Raw genomic sequence first — 21670 nt, 5'->3', positions numbered from 1 at the left:
GAATCGAATCGCCAGAAACGAAAAAGCCGCTTCTTCCGAAGCGGCTTTTTTTTGTCCGCGCGACGCCGTCTGAACGGCGTCGCCCTGAGACAAACTCAGTGCAGAATCTTCGCCAGAAAGTCCTTCGCGCGATCCGACTTCGGATTGGCGAAGAAGTCTTCCTTGCGGTCGTCTTCCACGATCAAGCCCTTGTCCATGAAGATCACGCGGTGCGCGACCTTCTTCGCGAAGCCCATTTCGTGCGTCACGCACATCATGGTCATGCCTTCCTGAGCGAGTTCGACCATCACGTCGAGCACTTCGTTGATCATTTCCGGATCGAGCGCCGAGGTCGGCTCGTCGAACAGCATGGCGATCGGGTCCATCGACAACGCGCGCGCAATCGCCACGCGCTGCTGCTGACCGCCCGACAACTGGCCAGGAAACTTGTCCGCATGCGCACGCAGGCCGACGCGATCGAGCAGCTTCAGCCCTTTCGCCGTGGCTTCGTCGTTCGAGCGGCCGAGCACCTTCACCTGGGCGAGCGTGAGGTTCTGCACGATCGACAGATGCGGGAACAGCTCAAAGTGCTGGAACACCATGCCGACCTTGGCACGCAGCTTCGACAGATTGGTTTTCTTGTCGGTGAGCGACTGCCCGTTGATGACGATCTCGCCCTTCTGGAACGGCTCGAGGCCGTTGACGGTTTTGATCAGCGTGGACTTGCCCGAGCCCGACGGCCCGCACACCACCACTACTTCACCCTTTTTGACTTCCGTCGTGCAGTCAGTCAGCACTTGAAACTGGCCGTACCACTTCGAAACATTCTTGATAGAGATCATCTTGCGACCTTTTTCTGAAGACCTTTGACGAGGCTCGACGCGACCACACAGATCACGAAATAACACGCGCCCGCGAACAGTACCATCTCGACATTCGTACCGTCACGGTCGCCAATATTCGTGGCCGTGCGGAAGAAGTCGGCGAGGCTGATCACGTAGACGAGCGACGTATCCTGAAACAGTACGATACCCTGCGTGAGCAGCAGCGGCACCATTGCGCGGAACGCCTGCGGCAGCACGATCAGACGCATGGCCTGCGAGTAGCTCATGCCGAGCGCGAACGCCGCGTTGACCTGCCCGCGCGGCACCGACTGAATGCCGGCGCGGATGATCTCCGAATAGTACGCCGCCTCGAACAGCGAGAAAGCGACCATGGCCGACGCGAGGCGAATGTCGATATCCGGCGACAAACCGAGCACGTTTTGCAGCACTTGCGGCACGATCAGGAAGAACCACAGCAGCACCATCACCAGCGGGATCGAACGGAAGATCGTCACGTAGCCCTTCGCGAACCACTCGAAGGGTTTGAACGACGACAGCCGCAACATGGCGAGAACCGTGCCCCAGACGATGCCGAACACGATTGCGATCAGCGTGATCTTGAGGGTGACGATGGCGCCGGTCCACAGCGTAGGCATTGCGCCCGGAATACCGCTCCAGTCGAAATGGTGCATTACTTGCCTCCGATATAGCCGGGCAACCGGGTCTTGGCTTCGACCCAGCGCATCAGTTGCATCACGACCAGATTGATCAGCATGTACGCCAGCGTGACCGCAATGAACGACTCATACGTCTGCGACGTGTAGTCGACCAGTTGTCGCGCCTGAGCGGACAGATCGAGCAGACCGATCGTCGACGCCACCGCCGAGTTCTTGAAGATATTCAGAAACTCGGACGTAAGCGGCGGCACGATGATCCGGTACGCGACCGGCAGCAGCACATAGCGATACGTCTGCCATTGCGTGAAGCCCATGGCCAGGCCCGCGGCGCGCTGGCCGCGCGGCAACGCGTTGATACCCGAGCGCACCTGCTCGCACACGCGCGCGGCCGTGAAGAGCCCGAGACAGATGATCGACGATGAGAAAAACTGCGCGCTCGGCGGCAGTTGCTTGAACCAGTTGCCCATCGAGGGGGGCAGCAACTCCGGTATCACGAGATACCAGATGAAGAACTGCACGATCAGCGGGATGTTACGGAAAATCGCGACATAGACCGTGCCGATGCCCGAGGCCCATTTGTTCGGCACCGTGCGCAGCACGCCGAATAACGAACCGACGATCAGCGCGATCACCCACGCCGACAGCGATACCGTAATCGTCACCCAGAAGCCCGACAGCAGCCAGCCCAGATACGTGGTCGGCTCGCCGGTGGAGACGGGACTCAGCAGAATGCCCCAGTTCCAGTGATATGACATGACCAAGACTCCAGCAAAAAGAAACGGAAGAAGCGCGTGGCCCCTTCCGTTTCGTTCGGCGTTTCAAAAAAACAGCTAAGGTTTAATCGATTGCCTTGTCATTCGGGCTCTTGTAGAGCGCCTTCATGTCGTCGCTTTCCGGGAAGTTCAGGTTCAGGCCCTTCGGCGGAATCGGCGATTCGAACCACTTCTTGTAGATCTGATCGGCTTCGCCCGAAGTTTCGACCTTGGCGATCGCGTCGTCGACCACCTTCTTGAATTCCGGATCGTTCTTGCGAATCATGCAGCCGTAGGCTTCATGCGATTGCGGCGTGCCGACGATCACGAAATCGCCCGGGTTGTTCGACTTCGCGCGTTCGCCCGCGAGCAGTGCGTCGTCCATCATAAAAGCAGCGGCGCGGCCCGTGGAGAGCGTCAAGAACGACTCGCCGTGGTCCTTCGCGCTGATGATATTCATGCCCATGCTCTTGTCCTGGTTCATCTTGCGAAGCAGGCGCTCGGACGTGGTGCCGGCGGTCGTGACGACCGTCTTGCCCTTCAGGTCCGCCCAGTCCTTGATGCCGGAGTCTTTCTTGGTCATCAGGCGCGTGCCGATCACGAAGATCGTGTTCGAGAAGGCAGCCTGTTGCTGGCGTTCAACATTGTTGGTGGTCGAGCCGCATTCCATGTCGACGGTGCCGTTTTGCACCAGCGGAATACGGTTTTGCGACGTGACCGGCGTGAGCTTCACCTTCAGGTTCGGCATGTTCAGCTTCTGCTTCACCGCCTCCACCACTTTCAGGGCGAATTCCTGTGAGTAACCGATGACGTTCTGCTTGTCGTCGTAATACGAAAACGGGATCGACGATTCGCGATGACCCAGCGAAATGACACCCGTGTCCTTGATCTTTTTCAGCGTACCAGCGTCTTGCGCATGCGCGCCAACCGTAAACAGTCCGAGAGTCGCGAGCAGCAGCGCAGCTTTTTTAACCTTCATTTGTGATCTCCTTGGCAAGAACCGGCGCCAGTTTAGCAAAGTAATTATTCTGAAAGTATCGCTATAAACCATGTTGTTGCGTGTGCGCCGCTACAGGTTTACGGCGCTTCGGGCCGGTCGGTCAACCTTTCCGCATATGCAAAGGCGGGCGGCATCGATACGATGCCGCCCGCCGGGTCGAACACGCCGTCTCGTGGACCGCGTTGAAGCAAGGATTGGCGGCGGATCCGCGGGATAGCGAAACCGCCGTTTGAAACAGAAAGACGCGGAAAGATCAGGGATACAGGCCGCGCAGTTCGCGCGCTTCCAGGATCCGCTTACACGCGACGATAAACGCCGCGGTCCGCACGGACACCTTCTGCTCGCTCGACACCTGCCACACCGCGGCAAATGCTTCACGCATCACACGCTCGAGGCGCTGGTTGATCTCGTCTTCCGTCCAGAAGAAGCTCGAGAAGTCCTGCACCCATTCGAAGTACGACACCGTCACACCGCCGGCATTCGCCACCACGTCCGGAATCACGAGGATGCCGCGATCGTGCAGGATGTCGTCCGCCGCCGTGGTGGTCGGGCCGTTCGCGCCTTCCACGACGATCTTCGTCTTGATCTTGCCGGCGTTCTTTTCGGTAATCTGGTTTTCCAGCGCCGCCGGGATCAAAATGTCCGATTCGACGGTCCAGAATTCTTCGTTCGTGACCGCGTCCGCCTCAGGGAAACCACCCACGCCGCCCGTCTTGGCCACGTGTTCGAGCAGTGCGACGGCGTCGATACCCGTCGACTTGTACAGCGAGCCGGTGTGATCCTGCACCGCGACCAGCTTCGAACCCGCTTCCTGGAACAGACGCGCCGCGATGCCGCCCACGTTACCGAAGCCTTGAACCGCGATGCGTGCGCCTTCAATGTCGACGCCGATACGGCGCGCGGCTTCGGAGGCCACCACGAACACGCCACGGCCCGTCGCTTCGCGACGGCCGAGCGAACCGCCCAGCGTGATCGGCTTGCCCGTCACGACGCCGGTGGCCGTTTGGCCCTGGTTCATCGAGTACGTGTCCATCATCCACGCCATGATCTGCTCGTTCGTGTTCACGTCCGGCGCGGGAATGTCGGTATTCGGTCCGATGATGATGCCGATTTCGCTGGTGTAGCGGCGCGTCACGCGCTCCAGCTCGCCACGCGACAAGGTGCGCGGGTCGACACGGATGCCGCCTTTCGCGCCGCCGTACGGCACGTTCACCGCAGCGTTCTTCACCGACATCCACGCCGACAAGGCCATCACTTCCGACAACGTCACGTCCTGGTGGTAACGCACACCGCCCTTGCCCGGACCGCGCGACACGTTGTGCTGCACGCGATAGCCTTCGAAATGAGCGACCGTGCCGTTATCGAGTTCGATAGGCACGTCGACGACCAGAATGCGCTTCGGGCGCTTCAGGGTTTCGAGCCAGCGGGACAGAGAGCCGAGGTACGGCGCGACGCGATCGACCTGACGCAGGTAGTTGCCCCATGGGCCGAGATCGTCTTTATTCAGGTAGGAAGGAACCGACTGCAACGTTAATGCGGATTGTGCTGCTTGTTGCTGGGATGACATGAACGCTCCGGCGTTGATCGAGTAACAGCATTGTGGAAAAACGCCGTTTTGAAATCCAATGCCGTTTCCTTATCCGATTATGTTTTTTTTGCATAACCATCAAGAAGCCGCAAATTCGCGTCGTAGGGAAGCAGGATTTCAGGCCGTGCCTTGGGCCAGTTCCTCGGACACCACCTCCCACAACTGACGCACGAGTATCTGTCGCGCATCGTCGCTCTTCGCCGCGAGCTTGTCGCGATACAGACGAATCTCCATGGTCAGTGTGAGCTGTCCTTCCGGCGTGCCACGCGTGGCGCGGTCGAGGCGGATCAGCTTACCGTCGGCGACCGCGTCTTCCACCGCGCTGTGCGGCAGGAAAGCGATGCCGTGCCCGGCCAGCGCCATCGCCTTGAGTCCCTCGGCCATGTCGGTTTCGTAGAGCCGGTCGAGGTACAGGCGCTCCGGCGCGTTGGCGAGGATCACTTCGGTCATGCGTCCCAGATAGGCGTTCGGCGTGTAGGACAGGTAAGGCGTGGGTGCCTCGGCCGTGCCCGGCAAGGTGTGACGCGGCCGGCCGGCGCGGCCCGGTGCCGAGAACGGACTGATCGGCTCATTGCCGAGCGTCAGCATGTCGTAGCGGCCCGGATCGAGCGCGACCGGATGGCTGGGATGGTGATAGCCCATCATCAGATCGCAGCCGCCTTCCACCAGCGACAACGCCGCGTCGTGCACGTTCAGGGCCCGCAGGCGCGTGTGGATCGGGCCCAGATGGGCTTCGATCCGCTGCAGCCAGCGTGGGAAGTAAGTCAGCGACAGCGTATGCGGCACGGCGAACTCGATGGTCGCCTGCGGCGTCGCCGTATGGCCGCGCAGCAGCGCACGGGCTTCGTGGAACTGCGAGAGCATGGCGAGCGCCTGCTCGTTGAATACCTGGCCGGCCGCCGTGAGCCGCGTCGGATAGACCGAGCGATCGATCAGTTCCGTGCCGAGCCAGGCTTCGAGCGCCTGAATCCGCCGGGAGAACGCCGGTTGCGTGACGTGTCGCAATTCAGCCGAGCGGCTGAAACTACGCGTTTCCGCTAGCGAAACGAAGTCTTCGAGCCATTTCAGTTCCATGCGGGGCCTGCTGCCGACGGGAGAGAGGAAGTCAGCATTCTAGTGGGTGTCGAGAGCCAGTCTGTGGCAAGGGTGCGCGCGAGCGCGTGATAGCCCGCCAATGCGAAATCGGATTGCGCCGATGGGCGGGCCGTCGGCGAGCCGCTATCTTGCTGCGCTCACGCCGCCGCGGCCAGTGCGCCGCGTCCTCCACCAAGCTTCGTCGACAACGCGCCTTTCAGGGCGCGCAAACCCGCCATGTCCCCACTCGTCTCCATCATCACCCCGACGGCCAATCGCGAGCGTCTGCTGCCGGCCATCGCCCGCTGCGTGCTTCGCCAGCAGATCGACTGGGAATGGCTGATCCTCGATGACAGCCCCGAGCCGAGCGCGTCCATGCAAGCGCTGGCGTCGCAGGACGTACGCGTTCGCTACTTTCATTCCGCCGCGCGTATGTCGATCGGCGCGAAGCGCAACGCGTTGATCGCCGAATCGCGCGGCTCGCTGATCGCCCATTTCGACGACGACGACCACTACGCGCCGCATTACCTCGCCCACATGGTCAGGACGATGCAGGAGAACCGCGCGGATCTCATCAAGCTATCGGGCTTCTTCATGTACGCGCCGCACACGCAGTTCTTCGGCTACATGGACCTGAACGCCAAGGTGGGCCTGCACTACGAACTGAGCGGGCGTTCGGTCAGCCACATCGAGTTCCACGAGAAAATGCAGATCGGCGCGGATTTCATCCTGTTCTATGGTTTCTCGTACGTGTACGACAAAGCGCTTGCCGCGGTCTCGGCCTTTGACGATATCGACCTGTGCGACGACGAGAGCTTCATCCGGCGCGTGGTCGAGGCAGGCCGCAACGTGATCGCCGTGGACGATCCTCGAGCCAGTTGCCTGCATCTGGTCCATCCCGCGTCCACCTCACGCTGCTTCTCGCGCTACTCGATGCCGGCCTTCACGCTGCCCACCCTGTTTCCCGGCTACGAAGGCTATCCGGACTAGCCGCCACACAGCCGCCATGCGAGCGCCGCACGGGCGCCGTACGCGTCGCGGCGAAATCGGGGCAAGCGGCGTCCGGTGGTAAAATTCGCGGTTCCGGCAGTTTCCCCCGCGTTTTCACCCTTGCGTTTTGCCCTCACCCGGCCCCCATCATGTCCGACACTCGCCCCGACACCCTGTTCGCGCTGAACGCGCTCTCCCCGCTCGACGGCCGCTACGCCTCGAAAACCGAAGCCCTGCGCGACTGGCTCTCGGAAGCCGCTTTCATGCGCAATCGCGTAACGGTCGAAATCCACTGGTTGATCGCCTTGTCGCGCGCCGGTTTCGCCGAAGTGCCGCGCTTTTCCGAGGCGTCCGAACAATTCCTGCTGCAACTGGCCGAGCGCTTCACCGCGCACGATGCCGCGCGCATCAAGGAAATCGAACGTGTGACGAATCACGATGTGAAGGCGGTCGAGTACTGGCTGAAGGAATCGGTGAAGGGTCAGGCGGAACTGGAACGCGCGAGCGAGTTCATCCACTTCGCCTGCACGTCGGAAGACATCAATAACACGTCGCACGGCCTGATGCTGGCGGGCGCCCGTGAACACGTGATCCTGCCGGCGCTGCGCTCGGTGCATCAGCGCCTCGTCGCGCTGGCTCACGCGCACGCCGAACAGCCGATGCTGTCGCGCACGCACGGCCAGCCGGCCAGCCCGACCACGCTCGGCAAGGAACTCGCCAACGTCGCGGCCCGTTTGGAACGCGCGATCGACCGTATCGCCAAGGTCGAACTGCTCGGCAAGATGAACGGCGCGGTCGGCAACTTCAACGCGCACCTGTCCGCGTATCCGGAGTTCGACTGGGAAGCGTTCTCGCGCGAAGTGGTCGAACAGCGTCTGAAGCTCACGTTCAATCCGTACACGATCCAGATCGAGCCGCACGACTACATGGCCGAACTGTTCGACGCGGTGTCGCGCGCCAACACGATCCTGCTGGATCTGGACCGCGACGTGTGGGGCTACATCTCAGTCGGCTACTTCAAGCAGCGCACCAAGGCCGGCGAAATCGGTTCGTCGACCATGCCGCACAAGGTCAACCCGATCGACTTCGAAAACTCGGAAGGCAACCTCGGCCTCGCGAACGCCACGCTGCGCCATCTCGCCGACAAGCTGCCGGTCTCGCGCTGGCAGCGCGATCTGACCGATTCGACGGTGCTGCGCAATATCGGCGTCGCGTTCGGTTACTCGCTGCTCGCGTACGACTCGCTGATCCGTGGTCTGGATAAGCTCGAAGTGAATGCACAGCGTCTGAACGAAGACCTCGACAACTGCTGGGAAGTGCTGGCCGAGCCGGTGCAAACGGTGATGCGCCGTTACGGCATCGAGAATCCGTACGAGCAGTTGAAGGAATTGACGCGCGGCAAGGGCATCACGCGGGAAGCGCTGCAAACGTTCGTCAACGGCCTCGCGATTCCGCAGGACGCGAAAGACCGTTTGCTCGCGATGACGCCGGCGTCGTACATCGGCAAGGCGGTCGAGCTGGCGAAGCGGATCGCTTAACCGGCTTGAGTCGTACATCCTCGTAGCCCGAGGCGTAAAAAAAAACCGCTCCGAGGAGCGGTTTTTTTATTTGCAGCGACGAAGCACACTCACTGACGCGCTTCCACCTGCCTCAGCACTTCGACGACGATCTCTTCCGGCGACAGTTCGATGCTCACCGTGATCGCCTCGTCCGGGCCCGGTTCTTCGAGCGTATCGAGCTGGCTTTGCAGCAGCGACGGATCGAAGAAATGTCCGGTGCGCGTGGTCAGACGCTGCTCCAGCACTTCACGCGAGCCCTTCAGATACACGAAGCAGACGTCCCGGTCGCCGTCGCGCAAGACGTCACGATACGAGCGTTTCAGCGATGAGCACGTGAATACCGCCGTCTCGCCCGCCTTCTGCTTCTCGACGATCGCCACGCGGATGGTTTGCAGCCACGGCCAACGGTCTTCGTCGGTGAGCGGAATGCCGTGGTGCATCTTCTCCTTGTTGGCGGCGCTGTGAAACGCGTCGCCGTCGGTGAACGCGCAATGCAGGCGTTCCGCCAGCATTTCGCCAATTCTCGTCTTGCCGGCGCCCGACACGCCCATTGCGATCAGAATCATCAAAAACTCCTTACACGACCGTCGCGAGCGCGAAGGTCAAACCCAAGCCCATCAGTGAAATGATGGTTTCGAGGAGCGACCATGTCTTGAAGGTCTGCCCCACTGTCATACCGAAGTATTCCTTGATCAGCCAGAAACCGCCGTCGTTCACGTGCGAAAAGATCAGCGAGCCCGAGCCGGTGGCGAGCACCAGCAGTTCCGGCTCGACATGCACGCCGCTAGCCGAAGCGATCGGTGCGACGATGCCGCACGCCGTGGTCATTGCGACCGTCGCCGAACCCGTGGCCAGACGAATCAATGCGGCCACCAGCCAGCCGAACAACAGCGGCGACAGATGCATGGCGGTTGCCACATTGACGATTTCCTTCGAAATACCGCTATCCATCAGCACGCGTCCAAAACCGCCGCCCGCGCCGACGATCAGCGTGATGCCCGCGATCGGCGCGAGACAGTCGCCGCAGAATTTCTGGATCTGCTCGCGATTGAAACCGCGGCTCGCACCGAAGGTCCAGAAGCTGACCAGCACCGCGATCAGCAACGCGACGTCCGAATTGCCGACGAAGTGCAGCAGGTCGTTCGGCAAGGTTTTCGGCGTGGTGAAGAGATCGGCCCAGCTTCCCACCAGCATCAGGATCACCGGCAGCAGGATCGTGAGCAGCGTGATGCCGAAGCTCGGCAGTTCGCGCTTCGGCGCGGCGTTTTGCGTGCCGTTTTTGTCCGCGTCTTCGTGACCGAGAAATTGCGCGGCGAGCGCGTTGTCTTTCGGCAGCTGGATATAGCGGCTGATTAGCAACGCGAACAGCGGACCGGCGACGATCGCGGTCGGCACGCCGACGATCAGCCCATAGGCGATGGTTTTGCCGATATCCGCGTGATAGGCCTGCACCGCGAGCATCGCGGCCGGATGCGGCGGAAGCAGCCCATGCACGACGGACAGGCCCGCGACCATCGGCAAGCCGACCAGCAGCAGCGACTTGTTGGTGCGCTTCGCGACGTTGAAGGCGATCGGAATCAGCAGTACGAAACCGACTTCGAAGAACACCGGCAAGCCGACGATGATCGCCACGATCATCATCGCCCAGTGGATGTTCTTCTCGCCAAAGAAGTTGATCAACGTGGTGGCGACACGCTCGGCGCCGCCCGATTCGGCCATCATCTTGCCGAGCATCGTGCCCAGACCCACCACGACCGCTATGTGTCCGAGCGTATTGCCGTTACCCGTTTCGAACGATTTGACGATGGTGGCCATCGGCATGCCGGATGCAAGACCCAGCAGCAGCGACACGATGATCAGGACGAGGAACGGATAAACCTTGTAGCGCGTGATCAGCAGGATCAGCAATGCGATGGCGATCACCGCGAAGACCAGCAGCGTGCTGCCGTGGACAGCTTCCATGAAGCTCCTCCTTTTGCGTTATTGATTTGAGTGCATCCGACCTGGTGCTGCGCGCCAGCCCCCTGAGGGGGTCACAAGAAAACTTCGGGCGGCCCGGCGTTTTCTTGTGCGTGCGGACACGGCAGCACTTCGTCTCACGGCGACCTGTGCGGCGCCTTGAAACCGGGCTGACCGCGCGGACGCTGAATTTTACTGTTTGTTGTCTGTAAACGTGCGCCAATTCCGCGCGCATATCGCAAAAGAGCCTCGCCAGGACAGCCTGAGCGGCTGTATCGACGAGGCTCCTTTGCGCTGGACCTTGATAACGCTTAGCGTGCGGACCGCTTCAACTCAATGGGCGGGCGCGGCCAACTGGCTCGCGGCCCGCGCGAGGCGCGTGACCTCGTCCCAGTTTTGCGCGGCGAGCGCGGCTTTCGGCGTGAGCCACGAGCCGCCCACGCAAACCACGTTCGGCAGCGAAAGGAAATGCGTCGCCGTTTCCGCCGTGATACCGCCGGTCGGGCAGAACTTCAGATTCGGGAACGGACCGTGAAAAGCTTGCAGCATCGGCACGCCACCGGCTTGCTGCGCCGGGAAAAACTTCACGATTTCGTAGCCGAGTTCCAGCGCCGCGATGATGTCCGACGGCGTCATCACGCCCGGCAGCAGCGGCAAGCCCGCATCCTGCGCGGCCTTGTGCATGTCTCTCGTCAGGCCAGGAGAGACGCCGAACTGCGCGCCCGCCTTCTTGGCCTGAGCGCAATGCTCGGGCTTCGTAATCGTGCCGACACCGACCACGATGTCTTCGGCCAACTGGCTTGCGCGTTCGATCGCTTCGAGGCCTGCTGCAGTGCGCAAGGTGATTTCCAGCACCTTCACGCCGCCCGCGTGCAGCGCGCGAGACACGTGTACCCCCTGTTCGACCGAGTCAAACGCGAGCACCGGAATCACCGGCCCGAGGCGCACGATATCGCTTACTGTTTTCGAGGTCATAGTCAGACTCCTTGTTCTGCAGCACTTAGCTGGCGTGAGTGGTGCTTGTGTGTTTTGCGGTATGAGCTTTGGCTGCTTCGCCGTGATGCGCCGGACGCTCGCCCACCATCGCGCCGAATACCGACGCACCCTGCTCCGCCGGCGCCGCCGCCGCGCGGAATACCCCGAACAGTTCGCGGCCGAAACCGACTTCGTTTTCGGCCTGATGCTGCGGCACGGCGTTCGGCCGCGCTGCCCATTCGGCCGCGTCGATCTCGATGTCGAGCACGCCGGCTTCGGCGTCGATCACCAGCATGTCGCCCGTGCGCACCTTGCCGATCGGCCCTTGCAGCAACGCTTCCGGCGACAGGTGAATCACCGCCGGCACTTTGCCCGACGCGCCGGACATGCGGCCATCCGTGACCAATGCAACATGGAAACCTTGATCCTGCAACACACCGAGCAGCGGCGTCAAACGATGCAGTTCAGGCATGCCGTTTGCCCGCGCGCCCTGGAAGCGCACCACCGCGATGAAGTCGCGCTTCAGTTCGTGCTTGTCGAACGCTTCCTGCACGGCTTCCTGCGAATCGAACACGATGGCCGGCGCCTTGACCTTGCGATGCTGCGCCGCGACCGCGGAAATCTTGATGACGCCGCGGCCGAGCTTGCCCTGCATCAGGCGCAAACCGCCGTCCGGCTGGAACGGTTCCTTGATGCCGCGCAACACCGCCGTGTCTTCGCTCGTTTGCGCGCCCGGCACCCATTGCAGCTTGCCGTCGATCAGCTTGGGCTCTTCCGTGTAGTGCTTCAGGCCCTTGCCCGCGACAGTGTTGACGTCTTCGTGCAGCAAGCCGCCTTCCAGCAGATTGCGCACCAGGAACGCGACGCCGCCTGCCGCGTGGAAGTGGTTCACGTCGGCCTTGCCGTTCGGGTAAATCTTCGCGAGCAGAGGCACCGCTTGCGACAGCGTGTCGAAGTCGTCCCAATCGATCACGATGCCCGCCGCGCGTGCAATCGCGACCAGATGCAGCGTGTGGTTGGTCGAGCCGCCCGTCGCCAGCAACGCGACGATGCCGTTGACGATCGCCTTTTCGTCGACCACATGGCCGATCGGCATGTAGTTGCCGCGCTCGACCGTCAGATCGAGCACGCGGCGCGCGGCCTGCGCCGTCAGCGCGTCGCGCAGCGGCGTATGCGGATGCACAAAAGCTGAACTGGGCAGATGCAAACCCATCACTTCCATCAGCATCTGGTTGCTGTTCGCGGTGCCGTAGAACGTGCAGGTGCCGTGGCTGTGATACGCGGCGGCTTCCGCTTCGAGCAGCGCGCCGCGGTCGCACTGGCCGGTGGCGAAGAGCTGGCGGGTCTTGGCTTTGTCGTCGTTGGACAGGCCGCTGCCCATCGGGCCGGCCGGCACGAAGATGGTCGGGATATGGCCGAATTGCAGCGCGCCGATCAACAGGCCCGGCACGATCTTGTCGCAAATGCCGAGGCACAGTGCCGCGTCGAACATGTTGTGCGTGAGCGCGACCGCCGTGCTCATCGCAATGACTTCGCGCGAGAACAGCGACAGTTCCATGCCGGCATTGCCTTGCGTGACGCCGTCGCACATGGCCGGCACGCCGCCCGCGAATTGCGCGACGCCGCCGTTTTCACGCGCGGCCTGCTTGATGATGTCGGGGTAGTTTTTGTACGGCGCGTGGGCCGACAGCATCTCGTTGTACGAGGACACGATGCCGATGTTCGGCTCGCGAATCTGCTTGATGACGAGTTTGTCGTTGCCTTCGAGGCCCGCGAAACCGTGCGCGAGATTGGCGCAGGAGAGCGCGCCGCGCGCCGGAAACTTGCCCTGCGCATGGTGGATGCGGGCGAGATACGCCTCACGAGTGGGTTTGCTGCGCTCGACCACGCGTTGCGTGACCTTCAACAATTGCGAATGCGGGGAAACCATCGGAGCTCCTTCGTCGCTGGCGTGAGCGTGCGCGCACTATGCCAGGTAGGTATCGCGGGGATGTCGAATCAGTTGACGACGCCATCTTAGTAGAAAAACTACATGATCGCAATGTTCTCTGGTGCTGCGCTGCGGCATGTTTTGATTGCCTGAAACGCCCAACCGGCTTAGCTTTCGTGCGTTACGCCTAAAACCTAGGGATTACACCTACAGGCATAAATGTAGTTTTTGTACCTTCTCAGCAATCAGCTATAGTCCACGCATTCTTCAGCATAGTGCGAGTTTTCCAATGATGCTGTCTCAGGTGGAAGAGATGCGCGAGCAGTTGCGGCCGTCCGAGCGCAAACTCGCCGACTACGTGATCGAGGCGCCGCGCGAAGTGCTCGATCTGTCGATGACGGAAGTGGCCGCCCGCGCGGGCGTGAGCCAGCCGACCATCGCGCGGTTCTGTCATGCGCTCGGGTTTTCGGGGTTTCGTGAGTTCAAGATCCGGCTGGCGCAAGGGATTGCGTCGGGCGTGCCGACCGTCTATCGGGATGTGCGGCCGGATGAGGGCGCGCCCGGACTGATCGCCAAAGTATTCGACCGGACCATTGGCACGCTGATCGAGGTGCGTAACAGCCTGTCGCCGGATAGCATCGAAGCGGCTGTCGATCTGCTGGCGAACGCGGCGCGCATCGAGTTCTATGGAGCGGGCGGCTCAGGCATTGCCGCGCAGGATATCCAGCACAAGTTTTTCCGGCTCGGCATGCCGAGCGTCGCGTACTCCGATCCGCATACTTACTCGATGTCGGCGGCGCTGCTCGGACCCGGCGATGTCGTGGTCACGGTGTCGAATACCGGCCGAACCCGCGACATCATCGAAGCGGCGCGCTCAGCGCTCGCTCGCGGCGCGAAGGTGATCGCGATCACGCATGGCAGTTCACCGCTTGCGCGCGTCGCGTCGATCTGCCTGTTCTCGAACGTGGTCGAGGAAAACGACGTGTTCTCGCCGATGACGTCGCGCATGTCGCATCTGGCGATCGGCGACATTCTGGCGGTCGGCGTCGCGCTCAAGCGCGGGCCTGAGTTGGTCGAGCGGGTTGGACAGGCGAAAGGGGTGATCGGCCGGTTGAGGATCGACGGCGAAGGTTGAAGAGCGTATCCCGATCTATACGAAACTCTCGACCCATCACCTATTTGCACCAGAGTCTTCGCGCACGCCGACAGCGCGCTTCACTCGGTCACCTGAGAGGGACGCAACCGCCGCACGGTCACCTGGAAATCGCAGGTGCAGGAAGAGCTGACGAGCCTGCGCTGTCCAGGTTCGATGCGATCAGCGTCAGCAGATGGCCGCGAATGCGCGCGACGACTTCGGGCCAGTTGCCGCCGAAGCGCCGGCGAAAGAGGCGCATCGTTGGATACCAAGGGCTGTCTTCCCGCGTGTAGTGCCAACGCCAGTCGCCGTACGAAGGCAACATCAGCCACGTTGGCTTGCCCATCGCGCCCGCGACGTGCGCAACCGACGTATCGACCGTCAGCACGAGATCCAGTGCCGCGATGGCACTGGCAGTCTCGTCCATGCTGCGAATGTCGGCGCCCAGATCATGAAAGTTCGACAATCGTTGCGCGTACTGCGCGGCCTCGTCGGCACCCGCGCCTTTTTGCAGACTGAAGAACTCGACGCCTTCGAGCTGGAACAGTTCGTCGAGCACGGACAATGACGGCAGCGAGCGCGCGTGGTCGTTTTCGTGCGTCGGCGCACCTTTGAATACCACGCCGACCTTCAGCGCATGCGATTCGATCCGCAGTAAAGCAGGCGCCTCGTCGGACGGCGCGCGCAGGAAGGGCACCGATACGGGTAGTGCGTCTAGTTCCAACGGCAGATGCGCAGGAATGGCATGCGGGAACACCCAGCAATCGTGCACCGGCAGTTGTGCGGCATGTTTCACGTCGATGACGGCGTCGGCTTCGCGGGAGACTTCGAAAAGCGACACGAGCGGCGTCTGGCACATCACCGTCACGCGCGCGGCGCCGCAGCGCTCGCGCAGCATGCGAGCGAAACGCAAGAAGAAAATCTCGTCGCCTAGCCCGAACTCGCTCCAGATCACGATCGACTTGCCCTCAAGCGATTCGCCCTTCCACTCGGGAAATGTGGCAGGCGGTTGCGCCGTCGTGCGGCGTTGCCAGCCGAACGACGCCATCGCCGCTTCGCGCAACCGGAAGCCGTGGTGTAGCTTACCGCGCGAAATTGCATGCAACGCGCGATATAAACGCGGCAGATGCTCATTGGGCAGACGCACGACACATTGTTCCAAAATACGATCGACCTCATCCTCCCGGTCCCAGCGGAGGCACTCCATCATTGACCGATGGTAGACCATAAACCGGTACGGATAAGTCTTCACCGCGCGTCGGCCAGCGTCGATGCTCGCCTCCGCGCTACGCGCCTTCACGATGGCGTCGAGCATGTTCTGCGCCGTCGGCACGGCACGCTTGCGCAACACGACTTCGATCGCGCATTCCGCGAGACCGCGTGCGGTCTGATCCGCGTCGTTGCGCGCTTCATCGTAGTGATCGCGCAGGAGACTTACACGTTCGCAAGATGCGACGTGGGACAGCGTCTGTATCAGGTCCAGGATATTGATCGATTGCGCCAACTGCTTTTCGGGCTTACAGATCGTGAAGCTCGCCTTGTGCCGCTTGTTGAAGCGGTTCGGCCAAGCACCCTTTCCATACAGGTCCTCGTCGGGGAGAGTCAGGACCGCGTAGCCACCGGGCTTCAGCAGATCCAGCCACCTTGCCAGCGCCTTGCCCGGATTGGCGACTTCGGCGAGGACGTGACTGGCATGCACGAAGTCGAATGACCCGTCGTCTGCGCCCTTCATCTGCACCACGTCGCCTTGCTGCTCGCCCCACGACTGGATGCGGCGAGCCCGAGGAAAGAGATGCGTGTGCGCTGCCAGTGGATCCTCCCCGGCGCCGATGTCGAGGCCTTTGCCCACGAAGTAGTGTTGTATGAAGGCCGGATCGTGCGAGCGGCGCAGTGCCGATTTGCTCGTTTCGTTCATCTTCGCCTCATGCAGCCGCTGCCGGCGTTGCTACGTCGATCTGTTCTTGCCACAGTGCCTGCATGCGCTCGCCGAGGATTTCCGGACGGCCCGCGAAGATCAGCTTTTCGATAGCCTGAGGACCCGCCAGCCTCGCCGAGAGTTCGTTACGCTCTTCAGCGTTTTCGATCAGACGCAGTGCCGCTGCCTTGTACTCTTCGTTGGTCTTCGTGACCATCCACTCGGGGAAGCCGAGACGGCGGAACATGCCTTCGTCGATATGTTCGTGCACTTCGCGGCCGGTCTTGCACACGCCGACGAGACCCGCCCACACCGTATCGACGATGCCATTCGTATTGCCGAACGGGAACGGATTCAGGAACAGATCGCAACCCGCGATCACCTTCATATAGCCCGCGTAGTTCTGATGCTTGTGCACGACAGCCGCATCGCCCATCAGACGGCGAATGAGATTGCGCACTTGCGGATAGATCAGTCCGTTCGCCTGGCCCATCAGGAAATGGAACTTCACCGGCACTTTCGATTCGCGCGCAATCTGGGCGCACGTATTGAGGAAGCCCGGGTTTTGCTTGATCGTCGTACCGGCGATGGCGATCTTCACGACGCCGTCCGAGGGCGCTTTCTCCGGCAGATTCAACTCGAGCAGCGCGGCCGGCGCACGATACGGCATGCCGTCCGAAGGCAGCTTCAGCAGCTTCTCACTGAAGCAGGCCTCGTCGCCGACGTAATCTTCTTCGACCACCACATAGTCCATTGCATGACCGTGCGTCGTGGCGGGGTGACCCAGCGCCATCAATTGCATCGGGGCGACGCGTAGGCAGGCAAGCACCATCGTGATCGGGAACATGCCAACGCTCGGCATGTACATCATCTGTGCCTGGCGTGCTTCGCTGGTATCGCGGACTTGCCGGGCGGTTTCCCACAGGTTTGCGCCTTCGAGCGGAATGAACTCATGGAAGACAGCCTTGCCCGCATCGTCGACACGGCCGTTGTAGCCCATACCGACGAGGTGGAACTTGTCGCGCATCGCGACCATCGTTTGCGAGTGCGTGCGGTAGATCGAGTGGTTCTTCGAGAACCATTCCAGCACCACGATCACCACCGGCTTTTCGCCGGCGACAGCCGGCGCGGCGGCACGCTGTACGTCGTGGATGTCCAGGCTTGCGAGCTTGCGACGGATCAGCGTGTTGATCGGCTTCTTGATGTCGTGCTTGCCCGGCAGGTCCGCGTAGCTGCAGTGCATGTACATGTCGTGCAGCACGCCCATCGGAAGCGCGTCAACGTTTTCGATTTCCGCAAGCCGCTCAGGCAACCAGCGCAGCAGCATCTCGCGCTTCTGATGCGCGGACGGCGTGCCGAGGAAGCGCGAAGACATGATCGTCGTCGCCATGCTTGCGGCCATCACCTTGTTGGCTTTCCACAGAACGTCCCAGTCGACGCGAACCTCAGATTCCGGAAGATAGAACAACTGAAACTTGCGGAATTCGTTGTTGCGAAGCTCAATCGCATTGCGCGCTTCTTCGTCTACGCCCAGTGAACGCAGAATGTGGTCCGCATTGCGGAATGGGCTTGCCGAGAACATGGCGGCAAGCCAGCGCTGGAACAGCATGAGACGCCCGATCCCGACGTCCGAGATCGTAAATTTCGGATCCGTGGCCAGTGCGGTGATCGCAGACGTGATTCGTGCGAGCAGGTGTTCGTCCATGATGTTGTGCGCTTCGCCCGACTGGGCCCACGTATCGACGTCCATCAATACGCCATAGTTTTGATCGATCTTGTTGAGCAACTCCAGTAGCATGCGGCCCGCCTTCTCATGTTCACGGCGATAGCAGAGGTGTTCGAACTTGTTGATGCTGAATTTCATGATGTTCTCCGGATGATTGAATATCGTTAAAGCGTGAGCGAGTGATGGGCGGGACCGCGGCGGCCCCGTCTCATGCAATGCGTGTTAGTGATTCCAGGTGACCGACAGCCAGTACTGCAGCGGCTTTTTGCCGGGCTCGACCCAGGAAGCCGACGAGAAGCCAAAGGGTTTCGATACCGACGCCGAGACCGTCGCGCCGATCGGCGTGAGCCAGTCGACACTGGCGCCGTAGCCGGCGAGCGTGCGCGTGTTGGTGACGTCCGATACGCCCGGATAGCTTTGTTCCCAGCCTGCCCAAGGTGTGTGGTTGACACGGCCGATGGCGAAATCCGAAAACACGCCGAGTTGGATCTGGTGACCTGTCGCGACGGGGAAACGTTGGTACAGGCCCGCGTTGATGACGACGCCGTCGTCAAACGAGATTTCATCGGAGCGGTACGCGCGCACGGCATTGGGGCCGCCTGCGGCCAGCTTTTCACTCGGGTCGAGGTTGCGGTTTGTCATCTGCCCGTTAATGCGACCCGACAGGAACAGATTGCCGCTGCGAGTCAGGGCGTAAGTGCCGAAACTGCTGCCCGTGAACTTCGCGTAGTTGCCGGCGGGGTTGGCGACCGAGTCTCCGTATGGAAAGTCGTTGCTCTGATGGCCGAGCGTGATCGCGCCTTGACCGGTCAGGATATTCGTACGTAGTTGCTGCGCGCGGTCGCCGTTGTCGGCCTGCACGGAGAAGCGAACGGAGTCGAGCTTGCTGTGCGTCGAGGTGTCGTACTCTTTCATGTCCGTCGAGGTCTGGCTGTGCAGCAGCGAGACACCACCCCAGACATTGGCATCGAGTCCGCGGGTGAACGGATACAGTACGCCCGCGGAGGCCGTGGTGGCCACACCGGCCATCGGCGTAATGGTGTTCGTCGTGTATTGCTGGCGGCTAATGCCACCGGTCAGACGTAATCCGTCATTCAGGATCGGCACGCTGCCATCCAGTTCGCCGGTCCACATCTTCTTGTCGGTAGCGAGCAGCGTGAATGCGTAGCTTTCGCCCGCGCCAAAAAAGTTGTTTCCGGAGACGGTGCCGCCCATGCGGTACGTGCCCGTCGTCGGCACGCCCTGGTTGTCGAAGATCAGATTGGCCGCGAGAGGTTTGCCCTTCTGCGCGATGCCATACACGACCTTTACGTCGCCTGTGCCCGCGCCGGGTCCGAATTGCGGCGCATTGTCGAGTGCGACGCCCGGCACGTCTTGCAGAAGCTGCGTCGAGCGTTCGAGGCGCGAGGTCTTCAGGTAGCACGCGCCGGCGAGCGTATCGCTGCCGCACAGTGCGTGCGTGATCAGCTTGCGCAGGCGGGAATCCGCGACGCGCGATTTGTTATGGATTTCGATCTGGCTGATGCGGCCAGGAAAGACGGAAAACATCGGCTGGCCGCCTTGTTGCAGCGCATGCCAGTCCGACTCGGTCATCAGCACCTGGCCAATCGGGAATCCGCCTTGACGCAACGCATCCGTCAGTCGATCCGACCAGCGGTTGACTTCGTATAGCGAATGGGGCGCTACGCCCAGTTGCTGTGCCTGAGTGCGCAGCAACTGGATCACCGCTGCTTCGTCCTGGCCACCTGCGGGGAGAAGCTTGAAATCGACGATGGCTTTTTGCGCCGTCACCACCGCGCTCGTATCGGCGACGGGCTCGGCATGGACTACGCCGGTCATCAACAACGGCAACACCCACATTGCTTGAGTGATCTGCCGATTTACTGAGTTTCTACGCCACAACATGGAAGCAATCCTTGCTTTGATTAAAACAGGGTGGCGACACGATCTTTGTGGGTTTATTTTTTATCCCAGTGATTCGTACCGCCGACACTGGAAAGAGTAAAAGTTTGATGTTCGGAAGCGAATAGGACTATTCCAAAAAAGCGCCCCGATTTTTAAGAGTCAATGGCGTGTTTGGGCCGTTTCACCCCGCGTTTCGGCCAGCAATGCCGATTGAGGGCGTGTGACTGCCTTTTGTGCAGGCGTAGTGCGATGGGACAATTCCTAAAATTCGGTCTGAAAGTGCGATTTTTATATTTTTCTGAGCGTTATTCGTATCCGCTTCAATTTTCTCGCATAGGATTAATCCTATATTTTTCGATTAAGAATAATCTCAAATAAGTACAAGTCTTTGGTCCGAATAAAAAAGGCGGTGCGTAGAGCACCGCCTTTCAAGCAGCTAAATATGCGAGCCGGAGTAGATCGTCCTGAACGAGCCCGATTACCCTGCAGCCCCGCTAGCCGCCCAACTGGCGCAGGACGCCAGTTGGGCGACCGCAGGATCAGGCGCCGGCTGCCGAGGCATGAACCGGAAACGCCTGGTCCACGCCGTGCTTAAGCCAGCCATGCGAGTTGATGACGTACGGCTTGCCATCCTTAACGCCGCTCTCCGTGTAGAAGAACTCATGCGTCTGCGCATTGACCGACAGATCCGCCTTCGTCTGCGACTGCTTGTCCTCGGACGTGAAATGCTTCACGCCGTCGGCGCCATCGCGCAAGACCAGATGACGGTCCACCGGCCCCGAGTGCGTGAGCAAACGCACATCGGCATAGTGCATCAGCATGTCGACGTTCACATGCTCGACTTCGGCGTCGGTCCAGAGCGCGGCATCACCTGCCCCCACCGTCAGCGGCTGCGCCTGATCGAGGTACCAGTGCGCATCCATGTCGGCCCAGATGAATGCAGCCAGACCGCCTGCACCGACCGCGCCGACCACCGCCCCAGCCGCACCACCCGAGCCGCCGTGGGCGCTGCTGCTCGCAGCGGCGTCGCTGCCACCGCCCGAGATGTTGGTCGAACCGTTGTCGGTACCGCCCGTTTGACCGCCATTCGAGATGTTGGTCGAACCGTTGTCCGTACCGTTGCTGTCGCCGCCACCCGAGATGTTGGTCGAACCGTTGTCGGCACCGTTGCTGTCGCCACCACCCGAGATGTTGGTCGAGCCGTTGTCGGCACCGTTGCTATCGCCACCGCCGGTGGTATTGGTCGAGCCATTGGCCGTACCGTTGCTATCGCCGCCGGCGATGTTGCCGTTGTCGATGATCACAGTCGTACCGTTGTCCGTGGTGTTGATCGTGCCGTTGTCGATCACACCCGAGGCATTGGTCGAGTTACCGTCGATGATCGTCGTGCCGTTGTCCGACGTGTTGATCGTGCCGTTGTCGTCGATACCCGTACCGTTGGTCGAATCACCCGAGATGTTGGTCGTGCCATTACCCGAGTTGTCGATCGTTCCGTTGTTGTCGGTGCCCGTACCGTTGTCCGAATTGCCCGAGATATTGGTCGTGCCGTTATCGGTGGTGTTGATCGAACCATTCGGATCGACGATCACGCCCGAACCGTTGGTCGAGTTGCCGGAGATATCGGTCGAACCGTTACCCGACGTGTTGATCGAGCCGTTGTCCACCACACCCGAACCGTTGGC

Annotated in this window: 17 protein-coding genes; 3 read left to right on the top strand and 14 right to left on the bottom strand. The window is 61.2% G+C overall.

Translation table 11 applies throughout. From position 1 onward, the window contains the following. Positions 1-95: 95 nt before the first annotated feature. The 6 genes from P0D73_RS36235 to P0D73_RS36210 form a co-directional block, all read right to left on the bottom strand. The gene (locus P0D73_RS36235; RefSeq protein ID WP_012434314.1) at positions 96-821 is read right to left on the bottom strand and encodes an amino acid ABC transporter ATP-binding protein; all 726 of its coding nucleotides are present in this window, start codon (positions 819-821) and stop codon (positions 96-98) included. Further along, a complete protein-coding gene (gene gltK / locus P0D73_RS36230; protein WP_408181128.1) occupies positions 818-1495 on the bottom strand; it encodes a glutamate/aspartate ABC transporter permease GltK in 678 nt (225 codons plus the stop codon). Before gltK ends, P0D73_RS36235 begins: the two co-directional genes overlap by 4 nt. Next, the gene (locus tag P0D73_RS36225) at positions 1495-2235 is read right to left on the bottom strand and encodes an amino acid ABC transporter permease (RefSeq protein ID WP_132373113.1); all 741 of its coding nucleotides are present in this window, start codon (positions 2233-2235) and stop codon (positions 1495-1497) included. The genes gltK and P0D73_RS36225 overlap by 1 nt, the downstream gene beginning before the upstream one ends. Before the next feature lie 82 nt (positions 2236-2317). Next, on the bottom strand, positions 2318-3211 hold the full coding sequence (locus P0D73_RS36220; RefSeq protein WP_408181129.1) for a glutamate/aspartate ABC transporter substrate-binding protein: 894 nt from the start codon (positions 3209-3211) through the stop codon (positions 2318-2320). A 274-nt stretch (positions 3212-3485) separates the two neighbouring features. Beyond that, a complete protein-coding gene (locus P0D73_RS36215) occupies positions 3486-4799 on the bottom strand; it encodes a Glu/Leu/Phe/Val family dehydrogenase (RefSeq protein WP_408181130.1) in 1314 nt (437 codons plus the stop codon). A 138-nt stretch (positions 4800-4937) separates the two neighbouring features. Next, positions 4938-5894: a LysR family transcriptional regulator gene (locus P0D73_RS36210; RefSeq protein ID WP_132373107.1), complete on the bottom strand. Its 957-nt coding sequence runs from the start codon at positions 5892-5894 to the stop codon at positions 4938-4940. 237 nt (positions 5895-6131) lie between these two features. Between P0D73_RS36210 and P0D73_RS36205 the strand changes: the two genes are divergently transcribed. Both P0D73_RS36205 and purB read left to right on the top strand, forming a co-directional pair. Then, positions 6132-6884: a glycosyltransferase family 2 protein gene (locus tag P0D73_RS36205; protein WP_408434990.1), complete on the top strand. Its 753-nt coding sequence runs from the start codon at positions 6132-6134 to the stop codon at positions 6882-6884. A gap of 149 nt (positions 6885-7033) precedes the next feature. Continuing rightward, positions 7034-8422, top strand: coding sequence for an adenylosuccinate lyase (purB, locus tag P0D73_RS36200; RefSeq protein WP_310813928.1), 1389 nt, complete (start codon positions 7034-7036; stop codon positions 8420-8422). Positions 8423-8511: 89 nt separating this feature from the next. Here the strand turns inward: purB and P0D73_RS36195 are convergent, their stop codons facing one another. The 4 genes from P0D73_RS36195 to edd all read right to left on the bottom strand — a co-directional run bounded on the left by P0D73_RS36195 (position 8512) and on the right by edd (position 13307). Continuing rightward, positions 8512-9009 (bottom strand): gluconokinase, encoded by a 498-nt coding sequence (locus P0D73_RS36195; RefSeq protein ID WP_132373101.1) that lies wholly within the window; start codon positions 9007-9009, stop codon positions 8512-8514. A 10-nt stretch (positions 9010-9019) separates the two neighbouring features. Further along, the gene (locus P0D73_RS36190; protein ID WP_408434988.1) at positions 9020-10405 is read right to left on the bottom strand and encodes a GntP family permease; all 1386 of its coding nucleotides are present in this window, start codon (positions 10403-10405) and stop codon (positions 9020-9022) included. Between the two features lie 330 nt (positions 10406-10735). Next, positions 10736-11377: a bifunctional 4-hydroxy-2-oxoglutarate aldolase/2-dehydro-3-deoxy-phosphogluconate aldolase gene (eda, locus tag P0D73_RS36185; protein WP_132373097.1), complete on the bottom strand. Its 642-nt coding sequence runs from the start codon at positions 11375-11377 to the stop codon at positions 10736-10738. A 25-nt stretch (positions 11378-11402) separates the two neighbouring features. Further along, positions 11403-13307 (bottom strand): phosphogluconate dehydratase, encoded by a 1905-nt coding sequence (edd, locus tag P0D73_RS36180; protein ID WP_408318568.1) that lies wholly within the window; start codon positions 13305-13307, stop codon positions 11403-11405. A gap of 289 nt (positions 13308-13596) precedes the next feature. Between edd and P0D73_RS36175 the strand changes: the two genes are divergently transcribed. Continuing rightward, positions 13597-14442, top strand: a complete 846-nt coding sequence (locus P0D73_RS36175) for a MurR/RpiR family transcriptional regulator (protein WP_132373093.1) — start codon at positions 13597-13599, stop codon at positions 14440-14442. Between the two features lie 118 nt (positions 14443-14560). Here the strand turns inward: P0D73_RS36175 and P0D73_RS36170 are convergent, their stop codons facing one another. The 4 genes from P0D73_RS36170 to P0D73_RS36155 all read right to left on the bottom strand — a co-directional run. Further along, positions 14561-16357 (bottom strand): methyltransferase domain-containing protein, encoded by a 1797-nt coding sequence (locus P0D73_RS36170; protein WP_408434986.1) that lies wholly within the window; start codon positions 16355-16357, stop codon positions 14561-14563. 7 nt (positions 16358-16364) lie between these two features. Further along, positions 16365-18221, bottom strand: a complete 1857-nt coding sequence (locus P0D73_RS36165; protein ID WP_408181135.1) for a peptide transporter — start codon at positions 18219-18221, stop codon at positions 16365-16367. A gap of 84 nt (positions 18222-18305) precedes the next feature. Further along, positions 18306-19988, bottom strand: a complete 1683-nt coding sequence (locus tag P0D73_RS36160) for a ShlB/FhaC/HecB family hemolysin secretion/activation protein (RefSeq protein WP_408434983.1) — start codon at positions 19986-19988, stop codon at positions 18306-18308. Between the two features lie 539 nt (positions 19989-20527). After that, positions 20528-21670: beta strand repeat-containing protein (locus tag P0D73_RS36155; RefSeq protein ID WP_408434981.1), on the bottom strand; the 1143-nt coding region annotated here is incomplete at its 5' end.

Source organism: Paraburkholderia sp. RL18-101-BIB-B (assembly GCF_046026985.1).
GTDB lineage: Bacteria > Pseudomonadota > Gammaproteobacteria > Burkholderiales > Burkholderiaceae > Paraburkholderia.
Note: the sequence above shows the minus strand (reverse complement) of the source record. Positions and strands in the feature narration are given on the sequence as shown.

Coding starts and splice junctions, on each gene's coding strand:
- P0D73_RS36235 (WP_012434314.1), bottom strand. CDS start 821: ATGATCTCTATCAAGAATGTTTCGAAGTGGTACGGCCAGTTTCAAGTG.
- gltK (WP_408181128.1), bottom strand. CDS start 1,495: ATGCACCATTTCGACTGGAGCGGTATTCCGGGCGCAATGCCTACGCTG.
- P0D73_RS36225 (WP_132373113.1), bottom strand. CDS start 2,235: ATGTCATATCACTGGAACTGGGGCATTCTGCTGAGTCCCGTCTCCACC.
- P0D73_RS36220 (WP_408181129.1), bottom strand. CDS start 3,211: ATGAAGGTTAAAAAAGCTGCGCTGCTGCTCGCGACTCTCGGACTGTTT.
- P0D73_RS36215 (WP_408181130.1), bottom strand. CDS start 4,799: ATGTCATCCCAGCAACAAGCAGCACAATCCGCATTAACGTTGCAGTCG.
- P0D73_RS36210 (WP_132373107.1), bottom strand. CDS start 5,894: ATGGAACTGAAATGGCTCGAAGACTTCGTTTCGCTAGCGGAAACGCGT.
- P0D73_RS36205 (WP_408434990.1), top strand. CDS start 6,132: ATGTCCCCACTCGTCTCCATCATCACCCCGACGGCCAATCGCGAGCGT.
- purB (WP_310813928.1), top strand. CDS start 7,034: ATGTCCGACACTCGCCCCGACACCCTGTTCGCGCTGAACGCGCTCTCC.
- P0D73_RS36195 (WP_132373101.1), bottom strand. CDS start 9,009: ATGATTCTGATCGCAATGGGCGTGTCGGGCGCCGGCAAGACGAGAATT.
- P0D73_RS36190 (WP_408434988.1), bottom strand. CDS start 10,405: ATGGAAGCTGTCCACGGCAGCACGCTGCTGGTCTTCGCGGTGATCGCC.
- eda (WP_132373097.1), bottom strand. CDS start 11,377: ATGACCTCGAAAACAGTAAGCGATATCGTGCGCCTCGGGCCGGTGATT.
- edd (WP_408318568.1), bottom strand. CDS start 13,307: ATGGTTTCCCCGCATTCGCAATTGTTGAAGGTCACGCAACGCGTGGTC.
- P0D73_RS36175 (WP_132373093.1), top strand. CDS start 13,597: ATGATGCTGTCTCAGGTGGAAGAGATGCGCGAGCAGTTGCGGCCGTCC.
- P0D73_RS36170 (WP_408434986.1), bottom strand. CDS start 16,357: ATGAACGAAACGAGCAAATCGGCACTGCGCCGCTCGCACGATCCGGCC.
- P0D73_RS36165 (WP_408181135.1), bottom strand. CDS start 18,221: ATGAAATTCAGCATCAACAAGTTCGAACACCTCTGCTATCGCCGTGAA.
- P0D73_RS36160 (WP_408434983.1), bottom strand. CDS start 19,988: ATGTTGTGGCGTAGAAACTCAGTAAATCGGCAGATCACTCAAGCAATG.